14 protein-coding genes are annotated in these 18,598 nt (G+C 33.1%); 7 read left to right on the top strand and 7 right to left on the bottom strand.

The window, feature by feature from the left end; genetic code table 11:
- Positions 1 to 192 precede the first annotated feature (192 nt).
- The 4 genes from HQN62_RS16915 to htpG form a co-directional block, all read right to left on the bottom strand.
- Complete coding sequence (locus HQN62_RS16915; protein ID WP_173505233.1) at positions 193 to 1,029, bottom strand: MASE1 domain-containing protein; 837 nt, start codon at positions 1,027 to 1,029, stop codon at positions 193 to 195.
- Positions 1,030 to 1,385: 356 nt separating this feature from the next.
- The gene (locus HQN62_RS16910) at positions 1,386 to 2,195 is read right to left on the bottom strand and encodes a hypothetical protein (protein WP_173505232.1); all 810 of its coding nucleotides are present in this window, start codon (positions 2,193 to 2,195) and stop codon (positions 1,386 to 1,388) included.
- 136 nt (positions 2,196 to 2,331) lie between these two features.
- Positions 2,332 to 3,522: a pYEATS domain-containing protein gene (locus HQN62_RS16905; RefSeq protein WP_173505231.1), complete on the bottom strand. Its 1,191-nt coding sequence runs from the start codon at positions 3,520 to 3,522 to the stop codon at positions 2,332 to 2,334.
- A 351-nt stretch (positions 3,523 to 3,873) separates the two neighbouring features.
- The gene (htpG, locus tag HQN62_RS16900; protein ID WP_173505230.1) at positions 3,874 to 5,772 is read right to left on the bottom strand and encodes a molecular chaperone HtpG; all 1,899 of its coding nucleotides are present in this window, start codon (positions 5,770 to 5,772) and stop codon (positions 3,874 to 3,876) included.
- A 170-nt stretch (positions 5,773 to 5,942) separates the two neighbouring features.
- Here htpG and HQN62_RS16895 point away from each other — a divergent pair, with 170 nt between their 5' ends.
- From HQN62_RS16895 to HQN62_RS16880, 4 genes are all read left to right on the top strand, one after another.
- Positions 5,943 to 6,452 carry a lipocalin family protein gene (locus HQN62_RS16895; protein WP_173505229.1) on the top strand — a complete coding sequence of 170 codons (510 nt, stop codon included), beginning with the start codon at positions 5,943 to 5,945 and terminating at the stop codon, positions 6,450 to 6,452.
- Positions 6,453 to 6,472: 20 nt separating this feature from the next.
- Positions 6,473 to 7,162: a YiaD family glycine zipper/OmpA-like lipoprotein gene (locus tag HQN62_RS16890; protein ID WP_116797302.1), complete on the top strand. Its 690-nt coding sequence runs from the start codon at positions 6,473 to 6,475 to the stop codon at positions 7,160 to 7,162.
- Positions 7,163 to 7,620: 458 nt separating this feature from the next.
- Complete coding sequence (locus HQN62_RS16885; RefSeq protein ID WP_116797303.1) at positions 7,621 to 8,565, top strand: ABC transporter ATP-binding protein; 945 nt, start codon at positions 7,621 to 7,623, stop codon at positions 8,563 to 8,565.
- 139 nt (positions 8,566 to 8,704) lie between these two features.
- On the top strand, positions 8,705 to 9,712 hold the full coding sequence (locus tag HQN62_RS16880; protein ID WP_116797304.1) for a 3-oxoacyl-ACP synthase III family protein: 1,008 nt from the start codon (positions 8,705 to 8,707) through the stop codon (positions 9,710 to 9,712).
- 138 nt (positions 9,713 to 9,850) lie between these two features.
- Here the strand turns inward: HQN62_RS16880 and HQN62_RS16875 are convergent, their stop codons facing one another.
- Entirely contained in the window at positions 9,851 to 12,193 is a 2,343-nt protein-coding gene (locus HQN62_RS16875) for a TonB-dependent receptor (RefSeq protein ID WP_173505228.1), read from the bottom strand.
- A 378-nt stretch (positions 12,194 to 12,571) separates the two neighbouring features.
- On the opposite strand from HQN62_RS16875, the gene argS reads away from it, so the two are divergent.
- Positions 12,572 to 14,350, top strand: a complete 1,779-nt coding sequence (gene argS, locus HQN62_RS16870) for an arginine--tRNA ligase (protein ID WP_173505227.1) — start codon at positions 12,572 to 12,574, stop codon at positions 14,348 to 14,350.
- 106 nt (positions 14,351 to 14,456) lie between these two features.
- Here argS and HQN62_RS16865 read toward each other — a convergent pair whose 3' ends face one another.
- Positions 14,457 to 15,011: a hypothetical protein gene (locus tag HQN62_RS16865; RefSeq protein ID WP_173505226.1), complete on the bottom strand. Its 555-nt coding sequence runs from the start codon at positions 15,009 to 15,011 to the stop codon at positions 14,457 to 14,459.
- 494 nt (positions 15,012 to 15,505) lie between these two features.
- Positions 15,506 to 15,850 (bottom strand): DUF6686 family protein, encoded by a 345-nt coding sequence (locus HQN62_RS16860; RefSeq protein ID WP_173505225.1) that lies wholly within the window; start codon positions 15,848 to 15,850, stop codon positions 15,506 to 15,508.
- A gap of 335 nt (positions 15,851 to 16,185) precedes the next feature.
- On the opposite strand from HQN62_RS16860, the gene ffh reads away from it, so the two are divergent.
- The gene (ffh, locus tag HQN62_RS16855; protein WP_173505224.1) at positions 16,186 to 17,538 is read left to right on the top strand and encodes a signal recognition particle protein; all 1,353 of its coding nucleotides are present in this window, start codon (positions 16,186 to 16,188) and stop codon (positions 17,536 to 17,538) included.
- 113 nt (positions 17,539 to 17,651) lie between these two features.
- On the top strand, positions 17,652 to 18,533 hold the full coding sequence (locus HQN62_RS16850; protein WP_116797309.1) for a bifunctional 5,10-methylenetetrahydrofolate dehydrogenase/5,10-methenyltetrahydrofolate cyclohydrolase: 882 nt from the start codon (positions 17,652 to 17,654) through the stop codon (positions 18,531 to 18,533).
- Positions 18,534 to 18,598: the final 65 nt, after the last annotated feature.

The following is an 18,598-nucleotide window of genomic DNA, read 5'->3' as shown; positions in this document are numbered from 1 at the left end:
TACGGTTATGGAAACGCGATCGCATGAGGGATGGAAATGCCATCTCCCGATTTAGAAAAACAAGGCTTTTCTGCCGTAGTTTTTGTTAATCGGGAATATAATGGACAGCCCGACCCGCAGGGACATGCCATAAAAGAAATCGAGAATTTAACTAGGGTTTTTGTGGTATTAAAAGTTTACCATCATTATGTTTTACGCTTCTAGTTTTCTATGTAGGTAATCAGAATAGTATCCTGACAATATTAAGGCAATGACTGTGGTTAATCCAAAAAAGGGATTAATATTAATCAGTGAATCTTCAGAATTGACTACTACAAATGAACCGTAGCCGAGATATCCGTATATTGATGATAAAAGGGCGAACATGGAGGCCAAGATAGATACACCTCTAATTCTAAAACGAAACGTGGCCCATAGTAATATTATGATGAATAGATATTGATCATTTGGATGATCATAAGCAATTAGTAAACATACTAATACTGTTGCTAATCCTAAGAAAATAGCTTCTAGAAGTGAAGTGGAGATAATTTTTATGTGATGACGATAGAACCAAGATATTAGAAAAGGAGTTATAAGTATTGTACCAATTAAATCACCTTTCCATAGAGTTGTCCAATTGGAAATAAAGTGGTTTGGTACACTTAGACCCCAAAACGAAATAGCTGAAACGCATAACAAAGAACAAATACCACAATATAAAACGCTGATTCCTAAAAAGGATATAACTGAAGATCCTGATTTTAATGGATATTCGCCTTTGTTGATTGAATTAATTAAGTAAGTACTTATTATTACTGCGATTGCTACTCCTGTAGCTACTGATGCTGAAGAGAGTATGGTTTCGAGTAATGATTTGTCCAGCATTTTGCAAACATCCCAAAAAGAAAACATATTTGCGACAAATGATCCTATCCAAACTCCAACTATTGCTTTGCGTCCTATAATTAATACAGCAGCAAGTGCAAATCCTACGTCGGGGAAAATTGGAGATAGATTGTCTGGGGAGACAGTTATTCTGAAGCTCAAAAAAGCAAGTACATTGAAGATAAATGCAACCAAAATAATTTTAAATGTTGAAGATTTTAAAAAAAAAGGCGTGTAATAATCGTTTGCATCTAACTTGTACATAATTAATGGATTTTTTTTACTCTATTGAAATTCAGAAAGCTAATGTAGCAAATTTAGTATTTAATTTTTAATTGTATTTTCTTTAATGACTTAAAAAGTGTTTCTACAACTTATTTTTGTACAAAACTTTACTATTCGTTTTGTGTAATTAGTGTCCCGAAATTTATCTAGCAGTGTATATTTATGATTTAACCAAAAAAATAGAGGCTGCCTTTTCAGACAACCTCATAATATATTTTTAAATAAAATTGGAATTACATTGTAATAGGAAATTCAATTCCGTTTTGAGTATAAGTGCCTTTATTGTCACAATCTCCATTGCCATAATTAATTGTTCCGTTTAAAAGAGTACTTTCTACTTTTAGTTTTCCTTTGGATACATAATCACAAGAGAAATTTTTAACTAAAGGTTCTAAAACCGTTAAAGTGATTTTGGCACCATTCTGTTTAGTAACAGTATGAGTTCCTTCAATCATTTCGTATGTATTGTCAGTTAAAGTAAGTGTAGAAACGCCCGCAGTTTGTTTTATTGTATAAGAGCCTGCGTTTTGATATACATCCCCTTTAGTATCTGTAAATATACCATCGGTAACTGTTCTTGTCCATTGAGGTACAGTTGTAGTTGTGTTTTTGTACACAATTTTTCCTGCTACTTTATTGCCATTTACAGAGTAGTCTACCCTTTCAACAGTCATGGTGCTGCCTGTCTCCGTAATATAATTAGAAAAAGTGATTTTCAATTTTCCTTTTCTGGTGATGCCATTAGTTACGCATCCTGTTGTTCCAAAATCTACATAGAATGTTTTAGGAAAAGTTGATGTTATTGGATCCATTGTCACGGTTCCACATGAACTGGTCAAAGATTTTCCTGTTTTTTTAGCAGTTAATTTGTCGAATGATACTTGAGTTCCTGTTTGAATATCCATTTCATTTACCGCATCAATAGAAGCTGATGCTACTACTGAACTATTGTCGGTAGCACTCAAAGAATCTTCTTTTGTACATGAAATAAATAGAAAACAAGTAAGGGTAAATGCTGCTGATAAATAAAAGTTTTTCTTCATAAAAAATAATTTTTAGGTTAGGTTTATTTAATTTGGGTAGGCAAATTTATTATTTTATGTGAAGTATCAATGGTTGTGACTGTTAAATATTGAATTAAATGTTAATATTTTGTTTTTTTGTAGTAAAAACAATCAATTAATGGAATTTGAAATGACTGGAAACATTTGGTAATTCAGCCAAATCAAGTTCCAGTTCAGTAGTACCATCATCAACAAATGCCCCTACAGTAAAGGAACCATAAGCATAAAAATTAAGTTCGGCTGATTGTTTGTCTACTTTTACGAGCTTGAAAGGTGGGTCGTCAAACGTATTATGCAAAGCGAATAAAACTAGGTCGCCGTTTGTTAATGGATTATTTTTGGGATTTGTAGAAACTATCTGGAGGTTTATTTTATACAATCCTTTGGTTTCTTCAATAACAGTTGCTTTTAATTCTCGCTCATTATTTATGGCACTTGATTTCCATTGTCCTTTTTGAGGATCATCATGATGGGTGATAAGGCCTTTATGCAGTTTCATTTTGGCTTCATCAATCATTTTATCCACATGCAATTCTATATTTCCGTTCCCTTTTTTGAATTCGTCAGAATCGACTAGTTTTTTAACAACAGCTTTAATGTTGGAATTAGACATAGTTGGTGCGTTTACCTTGTCGATTAACGCTTTGACCAATTGCTCTTTTTCATGAACCAAACTTTGAAACTCGATAATCTTTTTATCTTTTTGTTTATTCTCTTCTTTTGCTTCAAGCAGCTTTTCCTTTGTAATTTCCAGTTCTCTGCGGATCAAATTGTCGTCAGCATATTTGTATTTGTTGGATAAAACCAATCTCATATAATTGTATCCGATAAATAAACCTAAAAAGCTGAAATAGAAAAGGATGCCAATTGTGTAGATATTCAATAATTGGTCATTATATTTTGCAGCTATTCTTATATATTCTGCAAAGGAATTGATATATCCAGGAATTTCTTTTAAATTGATTAAAATAAAACCGACAATTATTTTAGTTAACCAGTCTGAGATTCCGATTAAGCCATTGTTGAGTGCATAATCTTTTCCTGTTTTATTGCCTCGCCTAGGCATTCCAAATAAAGTGCCCAAAAAAAATGAACTAATAAAAGCTGCTATTCCTAGTGTTAAACCTATAAAAAGAATTTTTCCGCCCATTTCTGGAATTGTGATGGGAAAACCAATAAGAGGAACCATTCCCAAAAAAAGACCCATATATAATGTGAGTAAAACCGAAGTTTCAGCTTCTTTTCCTGTATTTTTTTCTTTCTCTAATTCCGTTTCATTTAAACTTTTGGTTTCGTTATTTGCCATAAGTGTAGGTTTTAATTAGGTTCTAAATCAAATCAGTTTTAAATTGGTTTGTGAAGCTTAATTTTTTAAATAAAGAAATGAACTCATTTCCCGAAAAGGAGGGATGTTTTTTAAAGAAAGAAATGAAGACTGCTAGATTCTAAGAAGCCAAATAAACGATTCGTTTATTTCTTTCAATTCTTAAAATTAAGCAAAAAAATAACAAAATGGAAGCATAAGTGCTTATTTTAAATAAATTAGCTTTGTTTTTTGAAAAAATTAAGCAAAAAAAGCAATGATCTTGGGGCATAAAAAAACCTGCAAGTTTGAGCTTGCAGGTGTGGATTTTCCCTTTTAAAAAGGAAAGTAAAATTATTTGATCAAATCAAAACTTCTCTTTACGAAAGCCGTAAGTTCTTCGCCTTTCAATAGGTTTTGAGATAATTTGGCCAAGTCCAAAGCTTGCTTTACCAAACTTTCTTGTGCCGATTTGTCTTTGTTATTCAAAATGCTTGTAGCCAAATCTGAATTGGTATTTACAACCAAATTATACATTTCCGGCATATTACTCATTCCAAACATTCCACCACCACCAGACTGGCTCATTTCCTTCATTCTACGCATAAATTCAGGTTGCGTAATGATAAATGGAGCTGCATTGCTGTCTAACGCTTCCAATTGTACGGTATATGCTTTTGGAATATAAGTTTCTAATGAAGTTTTTAAACTTTCTTTTTCTTCTTCAGATAATTTAGAAATTGCAGCGTCTTCTTTCTTGATTAAGTTATCAATATGGTCAGAATCGACACGAACAAAATGCAATCCACTATTATCACCTTCAATTTTTTGAATTAAATGTGAGATAATTGGAGAGTCCAAAAGCAATACTTCATATCCTTTATCTTTTGCAATTTCGATATAAGAGTGTTGCGCTTCTTTGTTTCCTGCATATAAAACAACCAATTTTCCGTCTTTGTCGGTTTGTTTTTCTTTTAGGGTTTCTTTTAATTCTTCAAGAGTGAAGTATTTGTCATCTACTGTTGGGTATAAAACAAAAGCTCCAGCTTTTTCGTAGAATTTATCCTCAGATAGCATTCCATATTCCAGAACAATTTTGATGTCATTCCATTTTTGCTCAAAATCTGCTCTGTTTTCATTGAATAAAGATTTCAATTTATCGGCAACTTTACGAGTGATATAGTTTGATATTTTCTTAACAGCGCCATCAGCTTGTAATCCTGAACGGGAAACATTCAAAGGAATATCTGGAGAATCAACAACACCGCGAAGCATCATCAAGAATTCAGGTACAATTCCTTCTACATTATCCGTTACATACACTTGGTTTTGATACAATTGAATTTTGTCTTTCTGAATTTGTAAATCAGAACCTAGTTTTGGAAAGTACAAAATACCCGTTAAATTAAAAGGATAATCTACATTCAGATGAATATGGAATAAAGGCTCCTCAAATTGCATTGGATACATTTCGCGGTAAAAATCTTTGTAATCAGCATCCGATAAATCAGTTGGTTGTTTTGTCCAAGCTGGATTAGGATTGTTGATGATATTGTCAACTTCTACTTCTGTAAAAGTATTTTCTTTGTCTTCAGATTCAACAAACTCGCCTTTCTTTTGTTCTATTTTTTCTTTTTTTGTTCCAAATTTAATTGGAATAGGCATGAACTTATTGTACTTGTTTAACAATCCAGAGATTTTAAATTCTTCCAAGAATTCAAGAGAATCTTCTGCGATGTGCAAAATAATTTCAGTACCTCTAGTCGTTTTGTCAGCTGGTTCCAATGTGAACTCTGGACTTCCGTCACAGGTCCAGTGTGCAGCTGGTTCGTCTTTGTATGATTTGGTAATGATTTCCACTTTTTCCGCTACCATAAAAGCAGAGTAAAAGCCAAGACCAAAATGACCAATGATTCCTGAATCTTTGGCAGAATCTTTGTATTTGTCCAAGAACTCTTCAGCTCCAGAAAAAGCAACCTGATTGATGTATTTTTCTACTTCATCGGCAGTCATTCCCAATCCTTGATCAATGATGTGGAGTTTTTTGCCTTCTTTGTCAATTTTAATTTCAATAATCGGAGAACCATATTCAACTTTAGCTTCACCAATACTGGTAAGGTGTTTTAGTTTTAAAGTTGCATCGGTTCCGTTTGAAATCAATTCACGCAAGAAAATTTCGTGATCACTATAAAGAAACTTCTTGATTAAGGGAAAGATGTTTTCAACCGAAACATTAATTTTACCTGTTGTCATGTTTTTATATGTATTAATGGTTTTACAATTGGTAAAAGTAACTTTCAAATAGAGTACCAATTACTTTGAAAGTGACAAATTGTCGTAAGTAAATTATATAAACAAAAAAATAAATTTTAATAATTTTCATATGTACCTTTGTGCTTACATTAATTTAAAATTGAAAAAAAATGAGGAAAATTCTTTTAATATGCACTATGGCCATTTTGGTTTTTGCATGTAAATCTGCGTCTACTGCGCCTGCAACACCGGAGCCAGTTTCTAACGCTCCTATAACAAAATTAGACAAGACTTCTCAGGTCGCAATAAAAGGAAATTGGCAGATTACGAATGTTAGTTATCCAGGTTCGGATTATATTAAAGTAAACTCTTTTAATCTTGCTGATTCAAAATGTTTTGTGGGAAGTACATGGAAGTTTATTTCAAACAACAATAAAGGGAATATGACTTTGAACAGCCCTAGTTGTACTGCTTTTACATCTGATATCACTTGGTATGTGAATAAAGAAGGACAGTTTGTTCTAAAGATTTTAGACGAAGGACTGAAGTCTAAAAAAGTAAAAACTGGTTTCGTTCTTGGGGTTAGAAATCAAACAGAAACTTCATTTGAATTGATTGACAAAATAAACGTAGGGAATAATCCAACTGCTGTTGTTTACCAATTTCAAAAAGTTAACTAATTTATAATATAAAAAATAAGATGAAAAAAATAACGATTTTAGGATTAAGTAGTTTATTGGTGTTGAGTTTTCTTTTTACAGGTTGTGATTCTGTAAAGAATGCTAATAACACACAAAAAGGAGCAGGAATTGGAGCAGTTGCAGGAGGAGTTCTGGGTGCTGTGTTAGGAAATAATATTGGAAAAGGTGGAAACGCTGCATTAGGAGCTGCTATTGGAGCAGTTGTTGGTGGTGGAACCGGAGCTTTGATTGGAAACAGCATGGACAAACAGGCAAGAGAGATTGATCAAGCTTTGCCAGGTGCCGATGTTGAACGTGTAGGAGAGGGAATTCATTTGGTTTTGAATGAAAATGCAGTTCGTTTTGATGTGAACAAATCGTCTTTGACACCTCAGGCTAAAGCTAATTTGGATAAATTAGTTCCTGTGTTTAATTCTTATGCAGATACTAATATTGAAATTTTTGGTTATACTGACAATACAGGAAAAGCAGATTATAACTTAACACTTTCCCAAAAAAGAGCTGAATCAGTAAAATTGTATTTAGTTTCAAAAGGATTGGTGGCTAGCCGTTTCAAAACATCAGGATTTGGTATTGCAGATCCAATTGCTTCAAATGATACTAAAGAAGGTCAAAGTCAAAACCGTCGTGTAGAATTTGCAATTACTGCCAACCAAAAAATGGTTGAGGAAGCCAAAAGTAAACAATAGTAACATCTTAGAATGATGAAAAAAAACTGCTTTATTATGAAGCAGTTTTTTTTTGGATTTAAATCAAATATGACTGTCCGTGACTAGTACCAAAACGATAAAATTGGCCACAGATTAAAAAGATTTTCACAGATTTCTTAAATAGCATCTATAACATCGATAGAATCTGTGCTAATCTGTGAAATCCGTGGCAAAAAAAAGACATGGTACGAATTAAGGATAGTCATAAATCAATTATCAACGAATACTATATACCTCTAGAATTTACCGTAATAAAACATTCTTTTTTCCTTTCTTCTTCAAAATAAAAATAAACCGTAGCTCTGTTATGCTTGATTTTTCTTTTTTAAATAAAGAAAAAAATGGCTATTTTATTTAACAGTAAATTCTAAGAGTATATAGCATATTCTTTTTGCTAAAGAAACTATATTTGTTCTCTTAAATTTTAATGTTATAGAATGCTTCAAGTTCAAAATATTTCATTCGGATATACCGAAAAAATCATTATTCAAAATGTGGATTTCACCGTCGCCAAAGGACAGAATATTGCTATTCTTGGAGAAAGTGGTTGTGGAAAAAGCACCCTTTTAAAACTTATTTATGGCATGTATGACCTAAATGAAGGACACATTTTTTATAATGAAACGGAGATTCGAGGACCTAAATATAATTTGATTCCGGGGATGCCATTTATGAAATATTTGGCTCAGGATTTTGATTTGATGCCCTATGAAACGGTTGCCGAAAATGTAGGTAAGTTTCTTTCCAATGGTTTTTTGCCCTTAAAAAAACTGCGCATTCAAGAATTACTGGAAATGGTTGAAATGACCGAATTTTCCAATGTGAAAGCCAAATTATTGAGTGGAGGACAACAGCAACGTGTTGCATTAGCGAGAGTTTTGGCGTTGGAACCCGAAGTGTTGCTGCTGGATGAACCTTTTAGCCATATCGATAATTTTAGAAAAAATGCATTACGCAGAAATCTATTTGCCTATCTGAAGAAAAAAGGAATCACCTGTTTTATTGCAACCCATGACAGTGTTGATGCTCTTTCTTTTTCTGACGAAACGATAGTTTTGCATCAGGGAAGAATTATGGAAAAAGGGCCGTCTGCAGATGTCTATAATTATCCTTTGAATAAGTATGTTGCCTCTCTTTTTGGAGAAGTAAACGAATTGAGATTATCCCAATTGATGCCAATAGAAGGAGAAGACGAAATTATTTTATTGTATCCACATCAGTTAAAAGTTGATCCAAGCGGTACTTTGCAAGCAGTGGTAAAACAATCTTTTTTTAAGGGAAGTCGCTATCTAATAAAAGCTGCTTTTGACAGGAAAGCTATTTTCTTTGAACATGAAACTGCCCTAGAATTCAATCAAGAAGTGTTGTTGAAAATTATCTAAATAGTAAGATCTTAAATTACTCTTAGATTTATAAATAATAAGGCAAAACTACTAATGTCTAAAAAAACACTATATTGTGCTCTTGTTTTTTAAAAGATATTTAAATTTGTACCCTTGGTTTTAATAAAATAATAAAAATATGTACCATTCAAAAATAACGGGATTGGGATATTATGTCCCAGAAAATGTAGTGACTAATGATGATTTGTCTAAAATCATCGATACTAATGACGAATGGATTCAAGAAAGAACAGGGATTCAGGAAAGAAGACATATCATTCGTGGAGAGGATACGACGACTTCAATGGGTGTAAAAGCCGCAAAAATTGCTATGGAGCGCTCGGGTGTTGCTGCTTCAGCTATTGATTTTGTTGTTTTTGCAACACTAAGTCCCGATTATTATTTTCCAGGACCTGGGGTTTTGGTGCAACGTGATTTAGGTTTGAGAACCGTTGGGGCATTAGATGTACGTAATCAATGTTCTGGTTTTGTGTATGCTCTTTCTGTGGCGGATCAATATATTAAGACAGGGATGTATAAAAATATTCTTGTGATAGGTTCCGAAGTTCAATCAACAGGATTGGATATGACAACACGTGGAAGAGGCGTTTCTGTGATTTTTGGAGATGGAGCGGGAGCGGCTATTTTGAGTAGAGAAGAAGATTTGACTAAAGGAATTTTATCGACACATTTGCATTCCGAAGGAGTTCACGCCGAAGAATTGGTTGTGACAGCTCCGGGTATGGGAGGTCGTTGGGTAACAGATATTTTGGCTGACAATAATCCGGATGACGAAAGTTATTATCCTCATATGAACGGACAATTTGTATTTAAAAATGCTGTGGTCCGTTTTGCAGAAGTAATCAACGAAGGTTTGGAAGCTAATAATTTGCAGGTTTCGGATATTGATATGTTGATTCCGCATCAGGCCAATCTGAGAATTTCACAATACATACAAAAGAAATTTGGATTGAATGATGATCAGGTATTCAACAATATCCAAAAGTACGGAAACACAACTGCAGCTTCTATTCCAATTGCTTTGACCGAAGCTTGGGAACAAGGAAAAATAAAATCAGGAGATACTGTGGTTTTAGCTGCTTTTGGTAGTGGATTTACTTGGGCAAGCGCTATTATAAAATGGTAATATATTCTGTTATTGATTAAAGAATTCTATAACTGTCGAAATAAAAACTCACAATAACATTCTTTTTAAACATAAGAAACCCCAGAGTTGGCATTCTCTGGGGTTTCTTTTTTGCAACCTAATTATTAAAACTAATCTTTAGAACCCGCCACTTCCTTGGGTTTCATTTTTATCTCTTTCTTTTCTTTGAATCGCTTTGTTTTTTCCAGTTCCAAAACGATAATTGAATCCTACATAGGCAGTTTGACTTTCCCAATGGAATTCACCAGTTTGTACTTTGGGTTTTGTGGCATCAAAAGCAAAATGCATACTATCAAATAAATCGCTTACTCTGGCAGTTATGGTTCCGCTACCTTTAAGGACTGTAAGGCTTGAACCTAAATCGACTCTCCACATTGGTTTTCTTAGGAATTGCAATCCTAAATCTTCACCACGGTACATTCCTGTCAATTGAAAGCGTAAATTTTTACTGGCTTTAAAAGTGTTGCTTATGCGAGAGTTAAAAGTAGTGACATCCACTTCCACGTAATCCGTTTCTACGTAACCTTTTGTTTTTTTGTTATAAACATCAAAACTAATATTTGCAGTATACCATTTTGTAAAATCAAGATTTCCTGAAAGTTCCACTCCAAAAGCATTGTTGTCGCCCAAATTGGCATAAGATAAAATTTGTCTTTCTGGATCATTTGGATTCTCAAAAATGGTTCGTGAAATCTCGTCATTGATTTGACGGTAAAATACTCCTGATGTTATGGAACCTATTTTGGTTTTTCGAGTATAATTTAATTCAACCGAATTGGTGAATTGAGGACGTAATTCTGGATTACCTTCCGAGTCTATCAAAGGAGTACTCCATTCACGTATTGGATTTACTTGGTCGATACTCGGTCTGTCCACACGTTTTGAAACACTAAGATTAAAGGAATCATTGTCATTTGGAGCATAATTTAAAAATCCGGATGGGTACACCGTGAACAAATTATCATTAAAAGTACCATCGGCTTCATTTACTTTTTTGAATAAAGCATCAGCGTTGTATTTTTCAAAACGGGCTCCAACTTGTGCATTCCATTTATTCCACTGTTTTGAAAAAGTGGTATAGGCTGAATAAATTTTTCTTTCGTAATTGAAATTTGAGTTATAGGCACCATCCAAAAGGAAGTTGTTTTTGGTGTTTTCAATTCTCGTTTCTAATCCAGCTTCAAGCTTGATGGTTTCCGTCAAAGGATTGGTGTAATCCAAATTGAGTAAAACATTTTCCCCTTTATTGGTAATGTCATTCGTTTTAGGAGTGTTGAATACACTGTTTTCGGTATTGTCGTTGTTACTGTAATTACCTTCAAACTCAAGAGTATGTCCTTCTTTTTTGAATTTTTTCTTATAATCTAGATTATAGGTTTGCGTATAATTGTCGTTTTTAGTGTCTAATAATTGATTGATACTTGGTTCTGTAGGGTCTGAAAAATCTACATTTACTTTAGATTTTCCATTTTCGTCATTAATGTTTTGGGTTGTGTAAACAGAAATAGTATTGGTGTCATTCAAATAAAAGTCTAGTCCCACTTTGGCTAAGTGAGAGGTGTTCTCATTTGAAAAATCAAATTTTTGAGTATTTTCTATAGCTCCATTGTCATCAAATGTTTCTACTTGTCCATGATTATGATGTTTACCTGTCGTTAAGCCATAATTGGCATACATGTTCACTTTACCATTACGGTAATTCATGTCAAAAGAAGAGTTTGTTTTTGGGGTTTCACCAAAAGTTACTCCGCTGTTTATGCTTCCGTTAAAACCTATTTTAGCATTTTTGTTTAAAACGATATTGATAATTCCACTCATTCCTTCGGGATTGTATTTAGCAGAAGGGTTGGTAATTAATTCAATTTGTTTGATTGAAGTGGATGGAATTTGCTGCAATAACTGAGCCGCATCAACAGTACTTGGTTTACCGTCTACAAATACCCTAACGTTCGAATTTCCTCTAAGGCTCACTGCGTTGGTTTGTGGATCGACACTTACCGAAGGAATGTTGTTCATGATTTCGGCGGCAGTTGCTCCTGCGCTCAGTAAATCTTTCCCGACGTTGATGATTTTTCGATCTGTTTTTTGTTCGATTAAGGAATGCTCTTTGATAATATCAACTGATTGGAGTTCTGTAGCTTCTTCTTCCAAAAGGATTTCTATAGTGGAACTTTTTTTTGAAGAACTCAATTCAAACGAAGTAGTGTATTTTTTGTACCCAATGAACTCTACTTCTAAAGTGAATTTTTTCAGTTCTAAGTTTTTTATCAAAAAAGAGCCATTTTCGTCAGCAACAATTCCGGTAATTACTTTTCCGGCATCTTTTATTACTATTGAAGCATACTGTACGGGTTGGTTTGTTGCTTTATTTGTTACTTTTCCCGAAATAATTCCAGGGTTTTCGGCTTGTGCAATTCCTATAAAACTCAATAGGAAAAACACTAATAGTTTAATTTTCATAATTTGTTTTTTGATTGATTGTTTTGATTGATGATTGCAAGTAAGACTGTTTTGTTTTCTTTTTGTAACACTATTTCATGAAAAAATTGATAGATCTTTCCAAAAAATATTGGGAAACTTTGATTTTTAGCATTTTGTGACTAAATTTTTTTTTGATATTTTTTGGGCTTAAGTAGTTTTAAAATGCTTTTTTTTGATTTTTTAGGAGTAGTATTCTATATAAATTAGATTATGTCGAGAGTTAATATTCCTATTGAATGGAAGTAATATTTTAGGACACTTTCTTTTTATAAGAACTACCAACTAGAATGTTATTTTTCACTTTCTATATTTGGCGAATAAGCCTTATATTTGCACACTTAAAAAAATCAAGTATACATGTCATTATCCAATATTCTTACCCCATCTATAGAGAAAGCTATCCAAACTTTGTTTGATGTAACAATTGATAAAATAGAGTTTCAAACCACAAGAAAAGAGTTTGAAGGCGATATTACGATGGTTATTTTTCCATTGCTAAAATTGGTAAAAAGCAACCCTATTGAATTAGGAAATAAAATTGGAAATTATTTGGTTGAAAATGTTCCGGAAGTCGCTCGTTTTAACGTGGTTTCCGGGTTTTTGAATATTGTGATTGCAGATCAATATTATTTGAATTTCTTCAACGAAATAAGAAGTGCTGAAAAATTTGGATTTGTGACGCCTTCGGCAAATGACAAAGCGGTAATGGTAGAATATTCTTCGCCAAACACTAACAAGCCTTTGCACTTAGGACACGTTCGTAATAATTTATTGGGTTATTCGGTAGCTGAGATTATAAAAGCTTCTGGGAAAAAAGTATATAAAACACAAATCATCAACGATAGAGGAATCCATATTTGCAAGTCAATGTTGGCTTGGCAAAAGTTTGGAAATGGAGAAACTCCTGAATCTACTGGATTGAAAGGCGATAAATTGGTTGGTAACTATTATGTGGCTTTTGATAAAGCTTACAAAGCAGAAATTACCGAATTGATGGAAACCGGAAAAACTGAGGAGGAAGCAAAAAAAATAGCTCCAATTATTCTCGAAGCGCAACAAATGCTTTTGGATTGGGAGAATGGAAAACCAGAAGTTATCGAACTTTGGAAAACTATGAACCAATGGGTTTATAATGGTTTTGCCACTACCTATAAAAATCTAGGTGTAAATTTTGACAGCTATTACTACGAAAGCAATACCTATTTATTGGGGAAAGATGTAGTTCAAGTAGGATTGGACAAAGGAATTTTTGAAAAAGATCCTGACGGTTCTGTTTGGATTGATTTAACCGATGAAGGATTAGATCGTAAAATTGTATTGCGTTCAGATGGGACTGCAGTTTATATGACTCAAGATATTGGTACTGCGATTCAACGTGTAAAAGACATGCCAGATGTTGGAGGAATGGTATACACTGTTGGTAACGAACAGGATTATCACTTTAAAGTATTGTTTTTGATTCTGAAAAAATTAGGATTTGACTGGGCCTCAAGTTTATTTCATTTATCGTACGGAATGGTAGATTTGCCTTCTGGAAAAATGAAAAGCCGTGAAGGTACTGTAGTGGATGCTGATGATTTGATGCAGGAGATGACCGATACAGCTCAAAAAATTGCCGAAGATTTAGGGAAACTAGAAGGTTATTCTGCTGAAGAAAAGTCAAAATTATACAATACAATAGGTCTTGGAGCGCTTAAATATTATATTTTGAAAGTAGATCCAAAAAAACGAATTCTGTTTAATCCAGAGGAATCTGTTGATTTTGCTGGTAACACAGGGCCTTTCATTCAATATACTTACGCCAGAATTCAATCAATTATCCGTAAAGCCGATTTTGATTTTGCATCCAATGCAGGAATTGAAGAACTTCACGAAAAAGAAAAAGAATTGGTAAAACAATTAGAATTGTTCCCAGAGGTGATTCAGAATGCGGCCCATAATCATAGCCCTGCTTTGATTGCTAATTATACATATGATTTGGTTCGTGAATACAATTCTTTTTATCAAGCCGTTTCCATTCTTGGAGAAACTGATTTGGCTAAAAAAACATTCAGAGTGCAATTGTCCAAAAAAGTGGCAGATGTTATTGCAGATTCCTTTAGTTTATTAGGGATTAATGTTCCAGAAAGAATGTAATTTTATAAATAAAATTTAAGGAGAGGCTGTCTATGTTTTTAGACAGCCTCTTTTTTAGTTTTTAGGGACAGGGGGGATTTTGGTTTAATTGAGAATCATTGCAATTTTAATTCATTGCTAATTCATTGTTTGTTTTAACAATTTCGCCTGTTGAACTAATTTGTATATTTTGAGTTTGATTATCTTTTTTAAGTTTCAAATGGTATGTTTTTTTTAATATTGCTCCTTTTTGTTGAGAATATTCAAACTTACTTTTTGTAATTGTCCATTCAGGGTACCACATAAAGATAAAACGCATTATTTCTCTTGGTAATTCTGCATTTGCATATTTTTCGTTAACTCTTACTAATACTCCGTGTTGATTGTAAGTTGCCACCAAGAAGCCTTTTTCATTTTCTAAAGTCACTAAATACTCGTCGAAATTTCTGCACTCTTCATTATCTACATTGTACGAAATGAATTCGTTTTGAGTGTTTCTGATAACTGCATCAGGATTGTTGTCTGGAATGTATTTTGAAACATTTTTAGTGTGTGAAACTAATACTTCTGGTAATACTTCCATTTTTAAAGTTTCTGCTTTTTTATCAGCTGTTTTTTGGTCTTGCGAATACGTCGCAGAAAAGAAGCTTAAGCAAAGGGCAAAGGTGATAATTGTTCTCATGATCTTGTATTTTTTTTATATTGTTTTTTTAATGATTTTTATGTTTTTTTATAGTATAAAAGTACATTTATTTTTGAAATAGTAAAAATATTTTTTTATTAATTTTTCAAAAAAACAAATATTTTTTTGCAAATACAACAATTTTATGTGTTTATTTTAATTTTAAATTTAATTATTCTTTATTTTTTAACACTAAGACATTATTTAAAAAGCTTCTTTTGGCAAACTGTAAAACAAATGAAAACGTTTGATAGAAATTAATGCTAAAAGCGTAAAATCCGACTTAATTATCAATCAGAAGACATGAAAAACTAGTCTTAAATTGTATAAAAAAATGATGCTTTTTTAAAACTAAATTTACACATTCAAGTTTGAATGCATAATCATATTTAACCTTTCTTTCCATAAAAAATGCCCCCAAATAGTGTCTAACTTTTTGGGGGCAGTCTATAAGCGGGACGGATTTTTTTATGTGCTGTCTCTATGTCTGTTTATCAATTTGAAACAATAAGATAATTGATTTCTATCGGTTTCAGTATTCTGTCTTCGCTGACACAATCTACCAAAAAGCGTAATTCCTCCAGTTCTTTTCTGTTAAGCAGAATAATAAAATTAGACTGTAAAGTTGGAATCGGAATCTTCTTTTCATAAATTGAATTTTTATATTCCCTTTCCCAATAATCAATATCTATTTGGTCCAAATAATTGGCAAAACTCGTCATTTTTATACTGCTCAAATCAAATGTCAAATTGTTAAACAGCAATTGATACATGTTTCTATGTTGGCAATACAAGAGAATTCCATTAGAGGTTCGGTTTAATACTTTTAGATTGCACATAAGCGAAATTCTTAATTATTTTATGAGTAAAGAAACCTGATTTTTGTTGGTTTCATTAGTCAATTTTCAATTGAAAAAAAGTCATTGAATGTTATCGGTGCATTATTTAATTAAAAATAAAATATTTGTTTGTAAAAAAGGAATTGACAGCAAATAATATGTATAATCATTTTTAGTTGGTTTTACTGTTTTTGGAGAAAGGAGGCTGTATTTATCTGGCCTCTTTTTATTGTTTTGAATTTTATTTTAAAACAATTGCTTTTTTATTTCTAATACTATTTAAACTTCAATATCAAATCATTAAATTTGCGCCTTAATTAAAGAGAAATACAATTATGTTCGATAATTTAAGCGATAAACTAGACAAAGCCTTTCATATATTAAAAGGACACGGAAAAATCACTGAAGTAAACGTAGCCGAAACTTTGAAAGAAGTACGTCGTGCTTTACTTGATGCCGATGTCAATTTTAAAATTGCCAAAGATTTTACTACCAAAGTAAAAGAGAAAGCAATAGGTCAAGATGTATTAACGACATTGCAACCTGGACAATTATTGGTAAAGTTAGTCAAAGATGAGCTTACTGAATTGATGGGTGGAGATGTTGCAGGAATCAATCTTTCTGGAACTCCATCGGTTATATTAATGTCAGGATTGCAAGGATCTGGGAAAACTACTTTTTCCGGTAAATTGGCTAATTATCTTCAAACAAAAAAGAATAAAAAAGTGCTTTTGGTTGCCTGTGATATTTACCGTCCAGCGGCTATTCAGCAATTGTATGTTGTAGGAGATTCTATAGCTGTTGAAGTATACTCTGAACCAGAAAATAAAAATCCGGTTGAGATTGCACAAAATGCAATTAAGCATGCAAAAGCAAATGGATTCAATGTGGTGATTGTCGATACTGCCGGTCGTTTGGCTGTCGATAAAGAAATGATGGATGAAATTGCCAAAGTGCATAAAGCCATCCAACCACAAGAAACTTTATTTGTTGTGGATGCCATGACAGGTCAGGATGCCGTGAATACAGCAAAAGCGTTCAACGATATCTTGAATTTTGATGGGGTTATTTTAACCAAATTGGACGGGGATACTCGTGGTGGAGCAGCGATCTCAATTAAGTCGGTAGTGAACAAGCCAATTAAGTTTGTCGGTACCGGTGAGAAAATGGATGCGATTGATGTTTTCTATCCAAATCGTATGGCAGAACGTATCCTTGGTATGGGGGATGTTGTGTCGTTGGTAGAAAGAGCACAAGAGCAATATGACGAGGACGAAGCCAGAAAAATCCAAAAGAAAATTGCTAAAAACGAATTTGGTTTTGATGATTTCTTGTCCCAAATTCAACAAGTCAAGAAAATGGGTAATATGAAAGATTTGGTAGGAATGATACCAGGTGCTTCCAAAGCGATGAAAGATATCGAAATTGAAGACGATGCTTTCAAACATATTGAAGCAATTATCCATTCAATGACGCCAGTTGAAAGAAGCAAACCCGCAATAATTGACGTAAAAAGAAAAGCAAGAATTGCCAAAGGTTCCGGTACAAAAATTGAGCAAGTAAACCAATTGATGAAACAGTTTGAACAAATGAGCAAAATGATGAAGATGATGCAAGGCCCAGGCGGAAAAAACCTAATGAAAATGATGGGTGGAATGAAAGGAATGCCAGGCGGAATGCCGAGATAAAATAAGAATGTTTAAGGTTTAAAGTTTCAAATAGATTGAAATTTTAGACCTTAAATTTTTTAAGATAAATAGAGAATAAAACTTTAAACATCAAACATTTAACTTTTTAAAAAATGCAAATACTAGACGGAAAAAAAACATCGCAGGATATTAAAAATGAAATTGCTGCTAAAGTAAAAACAATGAAAGACAATGGGGAAAAAGTACCTCATTTGGCTGCTGTAATTGTCGGAACTGATGGAGCAAGTTTAACTTATGTGGGAAGCAAAGTACGTTCTTGTGAACAGATTGGCTTCGAATCTACATTGGTAAGTCTACCTGCCGATATTACCGAAGATGCATTACTTGCCAAGATTAAAGAATTAAACGAAGACGATAATTTGGATGGTTATATTGTTCAATTGCCATTGCCAAAACATATCGACGAGCAAAAAATACTTATGGCAATTGATCCTGAAAAAGATGTGGATGGTTTTCATCCTGCTAATTTTGGAAAAATGGCTTTGGATATGGAAACATTTTTGCCTGCAACACCGTTTGGAATAATGGAATTGTTAGAGCGATATAAAGTAGAAACTGCAGGTAAACATACCGTAGTTATTGGTCGTAGCCACATTGTGGGAAGACCTATGAGTATCTTGATGAGTCGCAAAGGTTATCCTGGGGATTCTACAGTAACACTTACTCACAGTAGAACTAAAAATATTGAAGAATATACTAAAAGTGCCGATATCATCATCACAGCTCTTGGTGTTCCAAATTACTTGAAAGCCGATATGGTGAAAGATGGAGTTGTAGTAATCGATGTTGGTATTACTAGAGTAGAAGACGCTTCACATCCAAAAGGATACGTAATAACAGGTGATGTTGATTTTGATGGAGTAAGTAAAAAATCTTCTTTTATAACTCCAGTTCCAGGAGGAGTAGGGCCAATGACTATCGCAATGTTGTTGAAAAATACGCTTTTGGCAAGAGAAATCAGAAGTAGAAAATAGAAAAATATTTAAACTGTAATAAATTAGACCTCAAGCGAAAGTTTGAGGTTTTTTTGTCTTAAGAC

The sequence above is a fragment of the Flavobacterium sp. M31R6 genome (assembly GCF_013284035.1).
In the GTDB taxonomy this organism is placed as follows: Bacteria; Bacteroidota; Bacteroidia; order Flavobacteriales; family Flavobacteriaceae; genus Flavobacterium.
Note: the sequence above shows the minus strand (reverse complement) of the source record. Positions and strands in the feature narration are given on the sequence as shown.

Excerpts from the sequence above, each read along its gene's own strand:
- htpG (WP_173505230.1), bottom strand. The coding sequence starts at position 5,772 with ATGACAACAGGTAAAATTAATGTTTCGGTTGAAAACATCTTTCCCTTA.
- HQN62_RS16910 (WP_173505232.1), bottom strand. The coding sequence starts at position 2,195 with ATGAAGAAAAACTTTTATTTATCAGCAGCATTTACCCTTACTTGTTTT.
- ffh (WP_173505224.1), top strand. The coding sequence starts at position 16,186 with ATGTTCGATAATTTAAGCGATAAACTAGACAAAGCCTTTCATATATTA.
- HQN62_RS16860 (WP_173505225.1), bottom strand. The coding sequence starts at position 15,850 with ATGTGCAATCTAAAAGTATTAAACCGAACCTCTAATGGAATTCTCTTG.
- argS (WP_173505227.1), top strand. The coding sequence starts at position 12,572 with ATGTCATTATCCAATATTCTTACCCCATCTATAGAGAAAGCTATCCAA.
- HQN62_RS16885 (WP_116797303.1), top strand. The coding sequence starts at position 7,621 with ATGCTTCAAGTTCAAAATATTTCATTCGGATATACCGAAAAAATCATT.
- HQN62_RS16875 (WP_173505228.1), bottom strand. The coding sequence starts at position 12,193 with ATGAAAATTAAACTATTAGTGTTTTTCCTATTGAGTTTTATAGGAATT.
- HQN62_RS16895 (WP_173505229.1), top strand. The coding sequence starts at position 5,943 with ATGAGGAAAATTCTTTTAATATGCACTATGGCCATTTTGGTTTTTGCA.
- HQN62_RS16890 (WP_116797302.1), top strand. The coding sequence starts at position 6,473 with ATGAAAAAAATAACGATTTTAGGATTAAGTAGTTTATTGGTGTTGAGT.
- HQN62_RS16905 (WP_173505231.1), bottom strand. The coding sequence starts at position 3,522 with ATGGCAAATAACGAAACCAAAAGTTTAAATGAAACGGAATTAGAGAAA.
- HQN62_RS16865 (WP_173505226.1), bottom strand. The coding sequence starts at position 15,011 with ATGAGAACAATTATCACCTTTGCCCTTTGCTTAAGCTTCTTTTCTGCG.
- HQN62_RS16850 (WP_116797309.1), top strand. The coding sequence starts at position 17,652 with ATGCAAATACTAGACGGAAAAAAAACATCGCAGGATATTAAAAATGAA.
- HQN62_RS16880 (WP_116797304.1), top strand. The coding sequence starts at position 8,705 with ATGTACCATTCAAAAATAACGGGATTGGGATATTATGTCCCAGAAAAT.